This window comes from Cohnella soli, assembly GCF_042655525.1.
Lineage (GTDB): Bacteria > Bacillota > Bacilli > Paenibacillales > Paenibacillaceae > Cohnella > Cohnella soli.
Window position 1 is genome coordinate 102,235 of record NZ_JBHSMI010000028.1, and the last position, 19,102, is coordinate 121,336.

General features: G+C 48.5%; 5 protein-coding genes. All 5 read left to right on the forward strand.

Annotated elements, in window-relative coordinates:
• A partial coding sequence (locus ACFPOF_RS16815) for a S8 family serine peptidase (RefSeq protein ID WP_378134675.1) occupies nt 1-7,795 on the forward strand: 7,795 nt, incomplete at its 5' end.
• A gap of 17 nt (nt 7,796-7,812) precedes the next feature.
• Nucleotides 7,813-8,436: a hypothetical protein gene (locus tag ACFPOF_RS16820; protein WP_378136007.1), complete on the forward strand. Its 624-nt coding sequence runs from the start codon at nt 7,813-7,815 to the stop codon at nt 8,434-8,436.
• A gap of 58 nt (nt 8,437-8,494) precedes the next feature.
• The gene (locus tag ACFPOF_RS16825; RefSeq protein WP_378134677.1) at nt 8,495-9,859 is read left to right on the forward strand and encodes an RHS repeat-associated core domain-containing protein; all 1,365 of its coding nucleotides are present in this window, start codon (nt 8,495-8,497) and stop codon (nt 9,857-9,859) included.
• Nucleotides 9,856-9,996 carry a hypothetical protein gene (locus ACFPOF_RS16830; RefSeq protein WP_378134679.1) on the forward strand — a complete coding sequence of 47 codons (141 nt, stop codon included), beginning with the start codon at nt 9,856-9,858 and terminating at the stop codon, nt 9,994-9,996. The genes ACFPOF_RS16825 and ACFPOF_RS16830 overlap by 4 nt, the downstream gene beginning before the upstream one ends.
• 1,977 nt (nt 9,997-11,973) lie before the next feature.
• Complete coding sequence (locus ACFPOF_RS16835) at nt 11,974-19,089, forward strand: RCC1 domain-containing protein (protein ID WP_378134681.1); 7,116 nt, start codon at nt 11,974-11,976, stop codon at nt 19,087-19,089.
• Nucleotides 19,090-19,102: the final 13 nt, after the last annotated feature.

Consider the following 19,102-nt stretch of genomic DNA (forward strand, 5'->3'; position numbering starts at 1 on the left):
GCTCGACACGGGCATCGACGTCACACATCCGGATCTGGCAAATAACATTTACACCAACCCAAACGAAATTCCGGACAACGGCATCGACGACGATGGCAACGGTTATATGGACGACGTGCACGGCTATGACTTCGCAAACGGCGACGCCACCGTCTTCGACAGCGCGACAGACGACAAACATGGCACGCATGTGGCGGGCATTATCGCGGCCGAAGCGAACGATATCGGCGTAAGAGGTGTGGCGCCAGGCGTAAGCCTATTGCCGCTCAAATTTATCACTGGCGGCAGCGGCTATACGTCAGATGCGATCGAAGCGATTGAATATGCCCAAACTATGGGCGTCTCGATCCTTAACGTCAGCTTCGGGGGACCAGACAACAACCCGGCACTGCGCGACGCGCTGGCCCAAAGCGGCATGCTCATCGTTGCAGCCGCAGGTAACCATGGCGGCAGCGTCGACACGACGCCGGTTTATCCGGCTTCCTACACGCTTGCGAACTTAATTTCGGTTACCGCCATTGACAACCAAGGCAAACTGGCGTCCTTCGCGGGTTATGGCAGCACGGTGGACGTCGCTGCACCGGGCGTGGGCATCGTGAGCACGCTCCCGAACGAGAGCTACGGTGCACTTAGCGGGACAAGCATGGCCGCGCCATTTGTAACCGGCATTGCCGCATTACTCAAAAGCAAATACCCTGACCTGACGAATGCCCAAATTTTCTCCCGTATTCGAGCCAATGTCACGTCGGCAACAGCCCTGAAAGGCAAAGTGTCTTCCGGTGGCTTCGTCAGTGCCTCCGCAGCGCTGACTGGACAAGCTGTTGTTACACCGCCAGAACAGCCGGAAACACCGGAACCGGACAAAGGGAACACCAAAGGCGGCAGAATGGTCGTCACGCTAGCGGCGGACATCTCGGCGAATCTGTTAGAACAACTGCACTATGGTGAAGAGGGCGTTAACCTGTTTACCGGTAACTACGGCAAGACGGTCACTGACCTGAGCGTCTCTTCGCCTGGCTTTATGGTCAACATCAGCCGGACGTATAACTCTAAAGACGACCGTACGTCAAGCTCCATGGGTCGCGGCTGGACGTTCGGGTTTGAAGGCAGCGTGAAAGACGACACGACCAACCCGTCGGGACTCAAAGTCGTGAAACTGCCAAATGGCGGCGCGCAAGTGTTCGTCAAAAACGGCAACCTCTATACGGCCAATGACTCTCACAGCACGCTCGTGAAGCTCGCGGATAATACACATGTGCTGACGACGAAAGATCAATATACGTACGGTTTTAACGTTGCCGGTTTTTTAAGCTGGATGCAAGATCGCAATGGCAACCGACTCACGATTGAGTCTGACGCACAAGGCAAAACGCGTAAAATCACAGACACGGCGGGCCGCGTGTATACAGTTGGCTACAATGCGACGGGCTACATCACAACAGTGACTGATCCCATCGGTCGCGTTGTCACCTACAGCTACGACGCCCAAAACCGTCTGAGCACCGTCACCGATCCTAACGGTAAAGTGATCAGCAAATATGGATACGACAGCTCGAACTATTTGACGAGTGTACAAGATGGCTCTAGCACAGTACTGGAAAGTGTCACGTACACCCATGCAGCAGGCGTCGATCAGCACAAAGTCACCACTGCGACAAATACGACGGGCAATGTGCTGGTTTACACGTACGATGCCGCCAATCGCAAAACAACCGTCAAAGATGTGGCAGGACTCACCACTATCAAATGGTACGATACGGCGGGTTATGTCATCAAAAGCCAAGACCCGGAAGGAAAAATAACGCTTGCCGAGTATTTCCTTGATGCGAACAGCTACAACAAATTTGGCGAAGAGAAGAGCATCACAGACCGTTATGGCAATAAAACGCAGTACGAACGCGACAACAACGGCAACATCACAAAGATCATCAACCCGGATAACAGCTTCCGTGCGTATGAATACGACAGCAATAATAACCTCATTGTCGAGAAAGACGAACTTGGCAAACGCACCGAGTATATTTATGACACGAGCAAAATCAGACTGCTGAAAAAAGTACAACCACTCAACGGCACGGACGTGTACAGCGAGTCTGTGAATCAAGACGCTTTTGCGATTACAGCTTATCAATACGTCTCGGACGCGGATGCAGCAAAGCTTGGCTACAAAGCAAAAGGGCTGCTGCAAGCTGAAACTGACCCGGAAGGCGGCTTGACGCAGTACGGCTATGACGCCGACGGCAACAAGACCTCCATTACAGACCCGGCAGGCAATGAAACGACTTCGACTTTTAACGGCATCGGGTGGAAAACAAGCGACACATCGCCGCTTGGATTTGTGACGACGTACGACTACGACAAAAACGGCCGCCTCGTCCGAATCGTTGAAGAAGGCGGCGAGACAACGGTAAACGTGTATGACAACTATGGCCGTGTCATCCAAACCGTATCGCCGCTTGTGTACAACGCAGCCGATGATGGGCTGAACGATGCATCACCGACAATTGTCTATCGGAAAACGAATGTCGGCACAAGGATCACCTACGAGGCGAATGGTCTCGTGAAATCGAAAACGGATGCGCTAGGCAATGTGACTGCGTTCACCTACGATGTCTACGGCAATGTCGCTTCGGAAACGAAGCCAAACGGCGCTGTTTATCTCTATCAGTACGACGTGATGAACCGCCTGAAAAAAACGCAGTTTAAGACCGATGAAGCCGCCATTCCGGCGACGCTGGATACAACGGTGTACGTCGCGCTTGCTGACGGCAGATCCCAAAAGAAACAAACGGTTTATGCCAGCGACACGAACACGTCCACAACCACGTGGACGTACGATGCACTGGGCAGAGAAGAAAGCGTGCTTCGTGCGGACGGCACGATGACGTCGACCGTGTACAATGCAAACGGAACGATCAAGTCTACGAAGGACGCGCGCGGAAACGCGACGCTGTACCGCTACGATGGACTAAATCGCGTAACCGGAACGTGGACACCGCTGGAAGGGTCCAAGTTTACGTACAAGGGCATTTCGTACGATCGCACTGGACGCAAAACAGGCGAGCAAGTGGGCAAAGACGCGGTAAGCGCCATGGCTACGCCAAGCGTCGATCGCTTGATCACGACGCAGACGAGTTATACGATAAATGGACTCATTGCGCAGACACTAACGAGCGCAGGCGGTAAAACCACATTTGAATACGATGCATTAGGCCGTGTGACTCGGGAAGACGTGTATACGTCAAGCAGTGAAGCCATCACAACCGAATATACTTATGACTACCACGCAAAGCCGATTGAAGTGAAGAAACATGTGCGTAGCGGCGACCTCGCCGGAAATGACTTTACCGACGACAGCGATACGGTGCTTGTTTCGTCGTACACGTTCGATTCTGCAGGCAACATCGTAAAAGAAGTGCGTCCAGATGGCGTTGTGAGCCAATCGACGTACGACTTGCTCGGTCGCGTACTTTCAACGACCACCGAGGGCATCGATGAAAAAGGGTTGCCGACAGAACTGAAAACGTCTCAAACGTATGACAGCATGGGCAGTATCACCACAAACACCGATGCGATCGGGAATGTAACGACGTTCGCGTACGACAAACGCGGCCAACTGCTTACGCAAACGGACGCGCTCGGAGGCGTGACGGCATATGCGTACGACCGCGCAGGTCGCAAAACGCTGGAAGTGTCGCCGCAAAACTACGACGCGACCAAAGCGCTCACGGAAGTGAGCCGTACAGAATACGTTTATGACAGCATGAACCGCGAACAAGCGGTGAAGACATTCTTTACCGACAAAAATCTGAACCCAACCACGTTTGCTTGGAGCGATACGCCAACGGAGCGTGTCACGAAAGCGTACGCGTACGATGAGAACGGCAATATCGTCAAAGAGCTAGACGGCGAAGGCTATGCCGCAGGTACAGGGGCGAGCCTCTCGGCACGGATTCAATCCGGCTATGGCACAGAAATGACGTATAATGCCGCCAACTTGCCGGTGACAGTACGGGATGCGGTATCCAAAGAGCGTGGACTCAAATTCACGACGAAAACGCTCTATGACGGCGCAGGCCGCGCGATTGGCGTGATCAATGCAAACGGCAACGTGAACGGCACGCGTTATGACGATGCGGGTAACGTCACGGCACAGACGGTGCGCGTTTCTTTGAACGCGCCGGAGAAAGTGCTCAAAACAAACGTCTACGATCTTGCAGGACGTGCGATCAGCGAAACCGATGGCAACGGCAACACGACAAAGATCACCTACAACGCCTTCTCTCAAGTGGCGCGTAGCGAAGACCCGGGTGATGTGTCATTGCCGGCGTACAGCGTAACGAAGCAATACGACCTGATGGGGCGCCTCATCCAAACCGAAGACGTTGAAGGTGCCGTAACACTATACACCTATGACCCCCAAGGGAAAACGCTGAGCATAACCAATCAGCAAAAAGACGGTTCGCAGGCGATTACCACTTCGACGACGTACGATAAGAACGGTCATGCACGCTTTGTGACGGATGGCAACGGCAATGTCAACGAGTATGTATACGACGCTCTGGGTAGAGCCGTCGAGTCGAAAGTGAAAGTGACGAATGCGTCCGGCACCACATCTTCGCAATCGACGAAAACCGGCTACGACAGAAACGGTAACAAGCTGTGGGAAGAAAACTGGTTCGGTAACCGAACAACGTATACGTACGATGAGCGGAATCGTCTGGTGGCAACGACGGATGCAGCAGGTGTAGTCATCTTAAAAGCGGTCTACAACGCCAACGACGCGCAAATCGCTTCTTATGATGCACTCAACCGCGTAACGGCGTTTACATTTGACCACAACAACCGGCAAATCGGCAAAACCGATCCGGAAGGGCATACAACTGCACAAACGTATACGAACAATGGACTACAAGCGAGCCAAACCGACGGCCGAGGTAACACAACGCGTTATGCGTACGATGAGCGTGGCCAACTCACCTCCGTTATGAATGCACTCGGTGAAGTCACTTCCTATACGTATGACTTAAACGGCAACAAGCTGACGCAAAAAGACGGTAGAGGTTTTGTGACGACGTTTGAGTACAACGTTGCAAACTTGCTGCTTCGCCGGATCGACCATGGCGGACGTACAGGTAAACCAGGTAACTATCAGTACAATTCATCGAAAGTAGAAAGCTACGCGTACACCGCAAGCGGACAACTCAAAACCCAAGTCGACCGCAACGGCAACACGACGACGTTCCTCTACGATGCGCATAACCGCCTCATTTCGAAGTCGGTTGACGGTAGTGGTCTAGTGCTGAAAGACAATGCCATTTTCTATACGTACGATAACAACGGCAACCAGCTCAGCATGAAGGATCCTTCGGGCCTGACGACACGCTCGTATGATGAACTAAACCGCGTCATTACGAAATCCGTACCGGGTCTGGGGACAACGACGTTTCAACTGGATCAAACGGCGGGACTGACATCGGGTTTTGTTGCAGAAATATCGACCGATCCGAAGAACAACGTCACGACCAAAGTGTATGACAAAACGAACCGGCTCGTGGAAGTGAGAGACGGTGCGGCGCTGCAAGCGTCGTACACGTACTACGCGGACGGCACGCAGCAGCAGGTGACCTATGCGAGCGGCGCGAAGGAGAAGTACACGTACAACAAAAACAACAAGCTGACGAAGCTCGAAAACTATCAAGGTGCGACGCTGCTCGACGTGTACACATATGACTATGACAATGCGGATAACCAGAAGTGGAAGAACGAAACCGTAAACGGTGTCGTGAACGGCAAGACGGACTATACGTACGATGCGCTGAATCGTTTGCAAATGGTGCAAGAACCAAGCGGAAAGAAAACGGAATACACGTTTGACGCCGCAGGCAACCGTTGGAACGAGAAGACGATGGTAAGTGGCAGCGTGTCAATGATCTCGTATACGTACAACGAGCAGAACCGTCTGCTGAACACGGTTGAAGTGAAATCGAATGGCGAGACACAGCAAGTGAACTACGCCTACGACAACAACGGGAATTTGATCAACAAATCAACGGAAGTACGCAAAAAGATAGACCCGAGTAACTTGCCGACACCAACGTTTGGCCTATTTATTTACGGCCAGACGAACCCGAACCCGCGTATCTCGGATGTGCTGGAAGGCGTAGCACGCTATGAGTACGACGGATTTAACCAACTGATTAAAGTAGCGACAGGGAACAGCGGGGCGACTTACCAGTACAACGGTGACGGGCTTCGCGTGAAGAAAACGACGAGTGATGGCATTACGACGAACTACTTGTACGAGTACGACAAAGTGGTGCTGGAGACGGACGGCAAGAACAAGCAAACGGCACGCCATTTGTATGGGCTCAATCTTATCTCGCGTACGATGGGGTCTGAGACGTACTTCTACTTGTACAACGGCCATGCGGATGTTACGGCATTGTTGACGCCAACGGGTGTGGTAGCTTCCTCTTATGTGTACGATGCATATGGGAACATTACGAATCAAGTTGGTACGGTGAAGAATCCAATTCGCTACGCAGGGTACCAGTACGACGAGGAGAGCAAGCTCTATTACTTGAATGCTCGTTACTACGATCCGAAGTTGGCGCGGTTTCTGACGGAGGATACGTATAGAGGGCAAGGACGCGATCCGTTAAGCTTAAACCTATACACCTATGTGCATAACGAGCCGATTATGTATTGGGATCCTTCGGGGCATGCGGAAACAAATGCAACAGTGGCCTTACGAAATGTAGTTGAAAATGGCTACGGTGGATCCATACAGTCTTGGAATAATACAACCAAGACTGTTACATTTGAAATCAATGGACAATCTGTTTCAATCAAAGCGGATGGTGTTAATGCGGGAATTGTAAACGGAAAAATTATTATTAAACCCGAAACCTTAGATAAGATCTTCAATAATAATAACGATAAGATTAAGGGAAATACACTAATAAGCACGTCTGCTAATAAAGAGACCATTGACACGAAGCTTATGGTAAAAGGTGAGAAAACAGAGAAGAAAACGATAAGTAATGACTACAAGCCTACCAATGAACTGGTAAGTATAGCGAAGGAGGTCATTGCATCAAAGAGTATTAATTCAGATCAGATCAGTTCTCTTTATACGATCTTAAAGTTTGAATGCACAGGATCTGCTTGTGTTCAAGCCTCGAATATGACTACGGCACAATTTGCAGATTATCTGCAAACAACAGATAATAAAGTGAATATTAAACTTGAATTGACCAGTGCGGGAGCAGACCTAACGCCATTCGTAGGGAATGGAAAGTCAATCATAGAAGTGCTTTCCGGTCATGATCTAATCACCGGAGAGAAATTAAGCACGACGGATCGCTGGATCGCCGCAGCCGGGATTATTCTCCCTGAAGTGAAGCTTATCAAGAGAGGCAAAGCTGCAAAAAGGCTTCTAACAGGTGCAGAGGATGTAGCTAAGGGTGCGGGAGATATTCCAAAAAGGATTTATGAGCCTAGTCCTAAGCATGACCCTCAAAGTGGATGGGGAAGCCCTAATCCAATACCTGATGCGAAAACTGGGCAAGAGCTACTAGATGGCGCTTATTCGTCCTCAAAGAACAAACAACTTTACAATATTTATGAAGGCAAGTTAGTTAAGTTTCAACCTGATGGTGAAGCAGGATGGCATCCTTATGAAGTTGTTAATCCTGCTAAGGAAGTACCTGCTGATGTGCTGAGACAAATGGTTAATGACGGAAAAATTTCTAAAGCAGATTATAATAAAATGATAAAAAATAACAAATGAGGTGATTAGGCTTGAGAGTGTTTGGCGATACTCGTATATTTTCAATTAAATATGACTTTACAAAGAATCCTTTTAACGAAAAGGGATTGCTTGCTGAATCGTGGGGGAAGTTTGAGCTCTGGGTCAATGGGAAAGAACTTTGTAAGTTTTCTAGGAACAATCAAGATACCACTTATGAATGGAACTTGATTCACTTAGTAGAATGGTTAAGTGAGAATCTGCCGACCATTTTAACTGATGAAGAGTTTCCTTTACCTGTTCAAGGTAATACCTCGATAGAACTATTAGCTAGCAGTTTGGAATTTGATTCAGACAACGATGATGAATTTGATGAGTGGTTTAGCACAAAACAAGACTGGGAGTTCAAACATTCTTGGTTCTCTAGTAGGGGAGGCTCATATCTGTCTGAGGTTTATTTCAGGAAAATTGGTAATCAAGTGGAAATATCGTGGGATAATGAAGGTGTATATTCAGAGGAGATTTCTTTTCAATATTTGACTGGATTAGAATATGTCCCAATTCATGTGTTTGAATCAGTCCTTAAGGATTATATTCATGACTTTTTGCAGACACTGGGATTAAAAACTGAATGTAATGATGAATATGTGAAATTTTCGGAACAAGTATTGAAAGTTAGATAATGTATTTTGCTCTCTTCCTTACCTTGATTGGCTTCGTGCCTTTCAAGGTTTTTCTTTGGTGGTCACGAACGAGAACGAAACGGTAAGCAACCCGATCCGCTACGCCGGCTACCAGTACGATAAAGAGACGAAGTTGTATTATCTCAATGCGCGTTACTATGATCCGAAGCTGGCGAGGTTCTTGACGGAGGATACGTACAGAGGGCAGGCAAATGATCCACTGTCACTGAATATTTATTCATATGTCAGCAATAACCCAATTAAGTATACCGATCCGACCGGTCATGTTCAGAAGGGGGATGAAAAGTACAATAGCCTTGTACAAGCCGAGCTAATCGCACTAACAAATGCCTATTATAGTGCGGCAAGCCCTGCGGAGAGGACAGCAATTGCCGAACAAGCGAAACTGATCAGAAAAGATGCGGATAAAGCACCGAACGCCGTGGTCGTTACCCCTTTAAATGATGAAAAAAGCAAAATGCAAAGCCTTATCACAAGTGCGACGGCTGGTAAGTCATTGTCGGCAGACCAGTGGAGCACAGAACTTGCAAAAGTTAATATTACGACGCCCGTAGCGCCAAAGATCAATTACGATGGCAGAACCGGCAGCACTGCAACAACGACAGTGATCACAATCGGCAGAACGAATGTGGAAGTAGCCACTAAAAACGAAGTTTCGACCAATAAGCAGACGAATGAAGTAACAAACAATGCAACATCAATGATCGATTTTTCGTACAATGTCAACAAGAAGGAAATGAAGTTCCTGACGTACACTGCTGACATTTTCCCATCCGTAGAGGTTGCAATGGTAGCCATTGATATGATGGAAAAGGGTAAGGGCAAAGTTACAGAAGCACAGTTAAAAAGTATTGGTATGGAAGTTAGTGGGGGTGGTTTCTTTAAGATTTCGACGGTAGACTGGATGAAAACGACATACCACTGGAGCTTCGATTTAGGAATATCCGCTTCTGAACTAAACAAGATGTACCAAGAGCAAGTGAATGCACGAATGGCGGAAGGGTTTGGTCTCTTAGTCGCCGGCTACGTGGCTGGCTCGCTCCGAATAGGGTCTGCTCGGGGGGCTTTAGCTACTGAGGTTGAGGTTAAGGCTGCTGAGAAAGGTAAAGTTCCAAAAGTACAGGTTATCACTAATGGAGGTGAATACCTGTCTAGAAAGGCACTCAATCAAGTTACCCCTGGTACCCGTGAATTGAGTGGGCAATATATAGACGATTTGGGGCGAGTTCAGCCGTGGAAAGCTTATTATGATGAATATGGTAGGCTAATTGCGAGAACTGGCTATAATGCCGGTAATAAAGCACAAGGAATACCCGATACCCATTATCATACCTACCAATGGGGACCTGGAAAAACTCCGTATGAATCAGGAAGTCACATTGAAGGGGAATATAAGCCATGAAAAAAGCTGAGGATTTCATATTTAATTTTAACCAAAGACAAAGAGATTTTGGTTATTTACAATCCCTCCATGTAAGTCGCAATATCGGCAGTGAAGATGGTTTGCTCAGAATACTTGTTAAACATCGTTTTGTGTAATTATCTTTTCATGAAGGAGATCAAAAGTTAGTAATTTCCTTTTTGGGTGTAAGAAATTTGAAAATTGGCGAGTTAGAGGGATTGTATAAATTGTTAATAAATATTAACGATGTATCAGAAAATCAAATCGAGGGTATCAACTATAAAGTAAAAGAGGATGAAAATGAATTATTTTCTTTCTACTGTGCTGAGTTTGATTTTCAAATTATGTAATACAGGTATTGGAACGTTCGGCGAGAACTGTATCACGATTGAGCGGCATGTAAGTCGCAGTATGTCTCCTCTCGTGTGAGATGGACTGACGTCGTACCCGACATTTTGCCCTACTGATTTCATTGCCTTGCGGGCCCAACCCTGGTTCGCCAGCGTCACCGCCAACCGTTCCCCGGCTTCTCCATTCCTTCTTGGGGATTTCGCTGCAGAATGAGAGGATGTGCCCGGGCATGGATGCAGAACTTTCTTTACCGGAAGAGGTTGCCGATAGTCACACCAATCGGTGGATATGACGAGGAACCGAATTACCTGTGAACGAAGTCAGGACTTATTCGCCGCTATCTATTTTTCCTGTCGCTGCTGCCTACAGTAAGTGAGTTCGGGAAGGTGAGGATAGCGACAATAAGCCTGTACGTTCTAATCGGGCAAGGATTCGGCTTCTTCATGCCCCTTGAATGGTAACAGGACAAATATTAACTATGAACGGAAGTCAGGACTTATTTTCGCTATCTTTCATTTTTTACTGTTCGCTCCTACAGCAGCGTGATCGGGAGATGGAAGATAGCTGGTGATAAGTCCTTTCGTTTTGTTTGGGAAAGGGTTTGTCCTGTTTCCGTTCAACACCGATTGGCGTTCCTAGCGACAAAGTCTTGGTAAACCGGTATTAAAAGCTGAACATCCATCAGGCTTTCAACACCGCCGTCCGACACCCCCAAAAAAGTGCCAATGGTTTTTCCACCCCCCCATAAGACGTCTTTCCTCTTTTCGAATTAAGATACTCCATGCCCTGGATGGCTTGTTCTTCTTGCTTCTTTTTTGGAGTGGTTAAACCGCTTGCCCTCTTTTCGATTCAATAGCTATCCTGACGATCTTGTCTTTCAAAGCGATTTTTTTATTCCCCGAGTGGCTGCCAATTGGAGTTCCGAGGTGAGGAGCTAGTGCCGAAAGTGCTCATCATTCAACCAAAAACACATCTAACCCATGTAATAACCGTATAACGATTTTTCTATCTTGTTTGTACGCACGTCAATGCTGCTTTACTTTTATAACCTAAATAACGCTAAGCGGATGTAATCGTCAATGTCACTCTTAACTGTCTCTCTTTAACTGCTCAAAGGTACGGTGAATGTGTAAATAATAATTCTCGCATTTTTCGTTCCCCAGAAGGATTCCATGGGTCCGTTATAAATGCAACGGAAAATTCTAGACACCTTTGCTTTTGATTAGACTTGTCCAATATCTCCTAAAGCCTAAGTGACGTGTATTGGTATCCCCGATCGCTGTTACCTTCCGATTGTCTTGTTTATGAGCGAAGCAAAAAAGAGTGAGGTCGATTCGTTTCTGTAAATTTTCGAAACGCCGAAAATACTTACTGCAGATTTCACACCAATATCTCCGCGCTCAAACTGCTAAATTATTGCGAACTTCTCAGATGTCGTATGCTCAGTTTTAGAGTGAAATGCTCCCCTCACGCAAAATAGGTTTTATTATCCACCTGTCTACCGGATGGGGAGTATAACAGAATCTCGACATTCTGGGTTCTTTTATTTTTATTAGAACGGTCATTATAAATACAGATTTTGAGAATGTGATATCTAAAATGTAACTTTTTTGAAAAAATAAGCCCTGGATCAGCGGATTCGACATTATGTGACATTTTCAAACAAAACTTGTCAAGGACAAGTACCTCCATAGGTAATATGATGTGTAGTGGATTTTGTTGAAACATGATAAAAGTCACTAAACTGAGGGAGCGTTTGTCGAATGTTTCAGAAGAAACGTAAATGGATTCTGCTCATGATTTTCAGTTTGATTATTCAAGGATTTGGGGGATTTGCATGGTCAGCACGAACGGTTGAAGCCGCTTATGATCCTGCGCTTCAGCCGGCTGTTATTGCATCGGGAAATTATCACACCTTGTTTGTGCAGACAGATGGAACTGTCAAGTCTAGCGGGTACGATGGCGGAACAGGTGCTTTGGGACTAGGGAGTACGACATCAAGCTACGTTACGCCAACTGTAATTAACGGGCTAACAGGTGTCAAGCAAGTCACGGCCTATGGATACAACTCGTATGCCCTATTGCAAGACGGAACAGTCAAAAGCTGGGGGCAAAATGCCAACGGTCAGTTAGGTCTAGGAGGTACTTCGAATACATACACGCCTACCCTTATTTCTGGATTGACCAATGTCAAACAAATTGCGGCAGGGAACGGGTTTGCCATTGCCTTGTTGACGGATGGCACGCTTAAGGGATGGGGAACCAATACGTACGGGGAACTTCTGGGCGCTGGGGTTTCCACGACACCTGTTACATTATCCGGGATTTCGAGTGTTAAGCAGATTGCCGTGGGGGATAAGTTTGTCCTTGCTTTGTTGACGGACGGCACCGTTAAGTCGTGGGGTTATAACAATCTCGGGCAACTTGGCTCTGGAAGTACGGTGAATAGTTCGATAGCGACTACGGTTACAGGTTTAACGAATATCGTTCAAGTCGCAGCTGGGCAATCTCATGGACTTGCTTTAAATAAAAATGGTGGAGTTCAATCGTGGGGATATAACGTCTTTGGCCAGTTAGGCGACGGCAGTGCCATGGATTCGAGAATTCCAGTAGTAGCTTCCTCTCTGACAAATGTAAGATCGATCGCGGCAGGGTACCATGGTTCAATGGCTGTTCTGAAGGACGATAGCCTAAAAGTATGGGGATACAATGGTAATGGACAACTCGGAACCAACGATGTAGTCAACAAATTACTGCCAACAACCGTAAACGTAGACTTTCGAATTGCGCATGGCTATGTTGGCAGCAATGGAAATGCTTTTGTAGTGAGCTATGAAAATAAAGTGTATGGCACAGGTCAGAACAGCAACGGTCAATTGGGGATAGGAGATTCCTCGAATAAATCGGTGTTTACTTTAGCTTCGACGCTTCAAACATCGGCTTACCAGATGGATATGAATTTATTGGTTGATGCAGTCAGTTTAAAGGTAGTCACAAATCCTACATCCAGCTCATCTTTCCTGATTCAAGATGGGCGGGTTTGGTCCTGGGGCTATAACGTTTATGGTCAATTAGGCTTGGGAGACACGACAAACCGAACGACGCCAACATTAGTGCCAGGGCTAACCGGTGTGAAGCAACTTGTTGCTGGCCAGTATCATACGTTAGCCCTGATGGAAGACGGAACGGTGAAAGCCTGGGGCTATAACGTTTATGGTCAATTAGGCTTGGGAGACACGACAAACCGAACGACGCCAACATTAGTGCCAGGGCTAACCGGTGTGAAGCAACTTGTTGCTGGCCAGTATCATACGTTAGCCCTGATGGAAGACGGAACGGTGAAAGCCTGGGGATTTAACTATTATGGACAATTAGGCTTGGGAGACACGACAACTCGAACGACGCCAACGCTGGTATCGGGGCTAACCGGTGTGAAGCAACTTGTTGCTGGCCATTCTCATACGTTAGCCCTGATGGAAGACGGAACGGTGAAATCATGGGGTTACAACTATTATGGTCAATTAGGCTTGGGAGACACGACAAATCGAACGACGCCAACGCTGATATCGGGGCTAACCGGTGTGAAGCAACTTGTTGCTGGCCAGTATCATACTTTAGCCCTGATGGAAGACGGAACAGTGAAAGCCTGGGGATATAACAGTAATGGTCAATTAGGCTTGGGAGACACGACAAATCGAACGACGCCAACAATAGTGACGGGACTAGCCGGAGTCAAGCAACTGGTTGCTGGGGGTTCTCATTCATTAGCCCTGATGGAGGAAGGAACGGTGAAAGCCTGGGGCTATAACTATTATGGTCAGTTAGGCTTAGGAGATACAACAAACCGTACGACGCCAACACCAGTGCCGGGGCTGACCGGTGTAAAACAACTTGTTGCTGGGGCTTCTCATACGTTAGCCCTGATGGAAGACGGAATGGTGAAAGCCTGGGGCCATAACGGTTCTGGTCAATTAGGCTTGGGAGACACGACAAACCGAACGACGCCAACATTAGTGCCAGGGTTAACCGGTGTGAAGCAACTTGTTGCTGGACAGTATCATGCGTTAGCCCTGATGGAAGACGGAACGGCAAAAGCTTGGGGCAATAACGGTTCTGGTCAATTAGGCTTGGGAGACACGACAAGCAGAACGACGCCAACGTTGGTATCGGGACTAACTGGTGTGAAGCAACTTGTTGCTGGGGCTTCTCATACGATAGCCCTGATGGAAGACGGAACGGCAAAAGCTTGGGGCAATAACGTTTATGGTCAATTAGGCTTGGGAGACACGATGGACCGAGCTGCGCCAACGCTGGTATCGGGACTAACCGGTGTAAAGCAACTTGTTGCTGGCGGTTCTCATACGTTAGCCCTGATGGAAGACGGAACGGTGAAAGCCTGGGGATATAACAGTAATGGTCAATTAGGCTTGGGAGACACGACAAATCGAACGACGCCAACACTGGTATCGGGACTAACCGGTGTGAAGCAACTTGTTGCTGACCAGTATCATACGTTAGCCTTGCTGGAAGACGGAACGGCAAAAGCTTGGGGATATAACGTTTATGGTCAACTAGGCTTGGGAGACACGACAAATCGAACGACGCCAACGCTGGTATCGGGACTAGCCGGTGTAAAGCAACTTGTTGCTGGCCAGTATCATACGTTAGCCCTGATGGAAGACGGAACGGTGAAAGCCTGGGGAAATAACCTTTATGGTCGATTAGGCTTGGGAGACACGACAAATCGAACGACGCCAATGCTGGTATCGGGGCTAACCGGTGTAATGCAACTTGTTGCTGGGGCTTCTCATACGTTAGCCCTGATGGAAGACGGAATGGTGAAAGCCTGGGGATATAACAGTTTTGGTCAATTAGGCTTGGGAGACACGACAACCCGAATGACGCCAACACTAGTACCAAGACTATTAAATGTGAAGGAACTGGTCACGGGTTATTATTACTCGTTAGCTCTGATGAACGACGGAACGGTGAAAGCCTGGGGAAATAACGACTATAACCAACTCGGATTTCCTATGCATCCATCTACCCCGACGCAAGTGGATCAATTCTTTTACAAGGGAATTGGCATTCAAGCAACTGTTAACGGACCTGTTGGAGAAACACTGAATGCAAAGTACTATTTAGATACTGAACCTGAACCTAGAGAACAACAAACGATTAAGCTCACAGATGGTTCTGCCTTTGTGAAATTCCAATCTATCGCCAATGCTTCGCTTACGAAAGGATCGCATACAGTCCGTGTTGTCATGAACACCATGTATCAATCAATCGAGAAAACAGCGACGTTTACAGTACAAGACAGCGCAATCAATCCAGATACATTGGAGGTTACGCCGGGGACCACAAGCATCCAGCTTAAAGGCAGTACGCCAGACTCGTCTGCCCAGCTAGCTGTAAGCCCGTATCAGTATTCGCTGAATGGACAATCGAGCGGCTGGCTCGTGCCCGGGACGCAATTAAGTGCAGCGGTCAGAAGCCCGAGCCTTGATATGCCCGGCGCAGCGGACAACAAAATCACACTCCTTTCCAATGGGTGGTGGCTCGTTGCTGGATATTCGGGATCTTCGAGTACTGGCGTTCTCTTCTATGTCTCCAAAGACCAAGGCAAAACATGGACACAACTTGCAAGTTTAGTAGATGCATCTAATATTCAATCTGCACCGGTCATTACGGCGAATGGCACGAAAATCACAGGTCTCGTGCGCTACGGTGCAACCACCATACGCGCATTTACTTTTGATGCTGTCACACAAAGCAATGTGAATCTTATTAACCAAACCGTTAACGTGACAACCGCCCACACAGACATTCCGTTAACGAAAAGTTTGGCGATCGCGGCAGATAGTAGTGGCGTTGTGCATGCGGTATGGACTGGGAAAACGGCAACCTATTCTCTTTCCAACGATCTCTATTATGCCAAGAGCACGGACGGCGGTTTAACGTGGTTGACGGTTTCACAATTAACGACAGACAACACAGCAGCCTATCAATCGTCCAACCCGTCGCTTGTGCTCGTGAACAACCAACCGGTCATTTTTAACGAGTACGTAGATGGCTCAGCTTACTATGTTTATAACAGAGTTTGGAACGGTAGCAGTTGGGCGGCCTATGCCCCAGTTGCCGTGTCGAGTTATCCGCAACTAGACCCTAGTGTCTATGCGGAAGGCAGTAATTTGTATTTGGTATGGTCTGGTACGGATAGCGGCGAGCCATCGGCCAGAAATATCCGATATCTGAAATCGACAACGGGCGGCACGTCATGGTCATCTGCCGTGAAGCTGACGACAGGCAACACGTATCATCAGGATTTCCCTGTTATGACGTCAGATGCGTCGAATAAACTCTTCGTTGTCTATAGCGGCATTGATTCCGCAATCAGCACAACGACGAAAAATATACGTGTTCTCACCTCGACAGACGGTACGTCGTGGTCAGCGCCTGCTTCACTCACAAGTGCAACCACGGGGCAAATGGATCAGCCCATTGTTCTGGTGGATAAGCAATTAAAAGTACTGAATAACAAACCGGTTGTTCTGTACAAAGATACGGCAAATAACAGAACCTCAGTGCTTGGCAGTTTTGAATCCGGCACGTCCTACACGGCGACGGGCCTTACGCCAAACACAAAGTACACCGCAAAGTTTGAAGTCAAAGACAGCAGCGGCAACGTACGTGCCACGACGAAAGACGTGTACACGTTAGCAACTGTCCCGACAGTCGCGCTGCAACAAGTCACAGATCAACCGGCGAAACTGGTCATCACAGACAGCAACCCGAATGAAACGAAATACCAAATCACCACTGGTAACAAGTATCTCACCGCAGAAGGCCAGCTTGTGAATCAGCCGGTTAACCTGATCCTGTCTAGCAAGACAGTTTCGCTAGTCAAGTTGGACAGGAAGAATACGTATAACTTCAAAGTCCGTGCCGCCAACGAAGAAGGCGTGTATACGGCTTGGTCAACAGCTATTCGTGTCGGCCCGCCTGCTTTGCCGCCTGCGATGCCGAAAAACGTCAAAGCGCAGCCAACAAGCAACAGCATTACGCTGAGTTGGTCGCCGGTATCGGAAGCGACTACTTATGAAGTTGAAGTGGACAATCAGGTCGTACCGGTTGCGGTAGGCAGAGTGCTCTCGTATAAACATAGTTCACTTGAAGCTAACACCCTGCATCAGTATCGCGTTCGCGCTGTTAAAGACGGCACACCAGGCGCGTGGAGCACGCCCATCATTTCACGCACGCTTATGCTCGCACCTGTGTACCCGAACACCATCGTGCCTGCGACTACCGCGAAGACGGTCTCAGTGACATGGAATGCCGTAACGGGCGCAGTTGCTTATGAAGTCGAGTGGGATGGGCAGCTCTTCACTGTAGGCAAACAGCTCACGTTTAAGCAAACGAACTTGCCGATGGGCAGCCGTCATACGTTCCGCGTGCGCGCGATTAACGCTGGGGGCAAGAGCCCGTGGAGTCCAGCGCAGCTCATCAGCACGACAAACACGCTGCCAGACGTACCGGTACCAAACGAACCGCTCGTAGGCGACAAATCTGTCTCCTTAAGCTGGCCGCTTGTAGCGGACGCTCTAACGTACGACATTGAAGCAGACGGCGCAATTGTACCACTCAACGATACGACAACGGCTTCGTTCAGTGGCTTGACGCCAGGTTCATCGCATACGTATCGCATCCGTGCAGTCAATGAACTAGGCGAAGGGACATGGAGTGCTCCGGTCGCCATTACTACGTTTAAGCTAGCGACACCGGCAGGCCTTGTCGAAACGCTATCGGACACGTCAATCGCACTTCAGTGGGAAGCGGTAGTTAACGCAGCCTCCTATGAAGTCGAAGTAGACGGGCAAGTGACGGGCGTGTCATCGCCAACTTTCACGAAGACGGGACTCACTCCAGAATCGGCCCATACGTTCCGGATCCGTGCGCTTGGCGTTACAGGAGAGAGTGCGTGGACGAAGCCGTTGCTCTTCACGGCGCTTCCAGTGAAGCCTGCTGTACCGCTCAATGTGTCGGCGACCGCATCCAGAGACCAAGTGTATTTGAACTGGAGTGCAGTAAATGGTGCGCTCGGGTATGACGTGGAACTCGACGGCGTCGTTATCGTGGATAACTTCGATGGGACCAGCTACGTCGATACGTTGCTGAATCCGTTTACGACGCATCAATACCGAATTCGCGCTAGAACGGACGCCATCGAAGGGGATTGGAGTGCGGTTGTAACACTGCGTACATTGCCGGATCGCCCAACGATCCCAAGCAACATCGCCGTCACTTCTACCGCCAACATCGTCACGTTGAAATGGGACTGGGATCCAACGGCGACGAAGTACGAAGTCGAAGTGGACGGACAAGTGTTCAGCACAAACCTGAAAAACGAGTACAAACACCGTCGGGTAGAACTCGGTTCAGAGCATAAATATCGCATCCGTACAACCAACGTTAGCGGTGTCGGCGATTGGAGCGGTTATATCATTAACAACACACTCGTCGCGAAGCTTACAAAAGCCAAAACAGTCGACATGGGTATGGTCGGCAAAGACATTATGGACTTCAGCCGTTATACGCTCAAAGTGACCTATGATCCGAACGCCATTGAAATTGTTGACTTGTCAACTTTAACAAGCAAGAAGGAACTCACAACCGGTCGCATCGCAGGTACGGATGTCGTAGTCACTTCTTTCCGCCCAGGCGAAGCCGTGTTCACGTGCGACAAAGCGATTGCACTTGATGAATCGTGGACTGGGGTCATTAACAGCATTCAAATGAAAGCCAAAGTATCCGGGGGTTCCTCGATCACGTACAGCGTGGTCGAGCGCCCGGAGACGGCTATTATTCTGCAACCGTAACAGATCTCGTCAT

Coding starts and splice junctions, on each gene's coding strand:
- ACFPOF_RS16835 (WP_378134681.1), top strand. CDS start 11,974: ATGTTTCAGAAGAAACGTAAATGGATTCTGCTCATGATTTTCAGTTTG.
- ACFPOF_RS16830 (WP_378134679.1), top strand. CDS start 9,856: ATGAAAAAAGCTGAGGATTTCATATTTAATTTTAACCAAAGACAAAGA.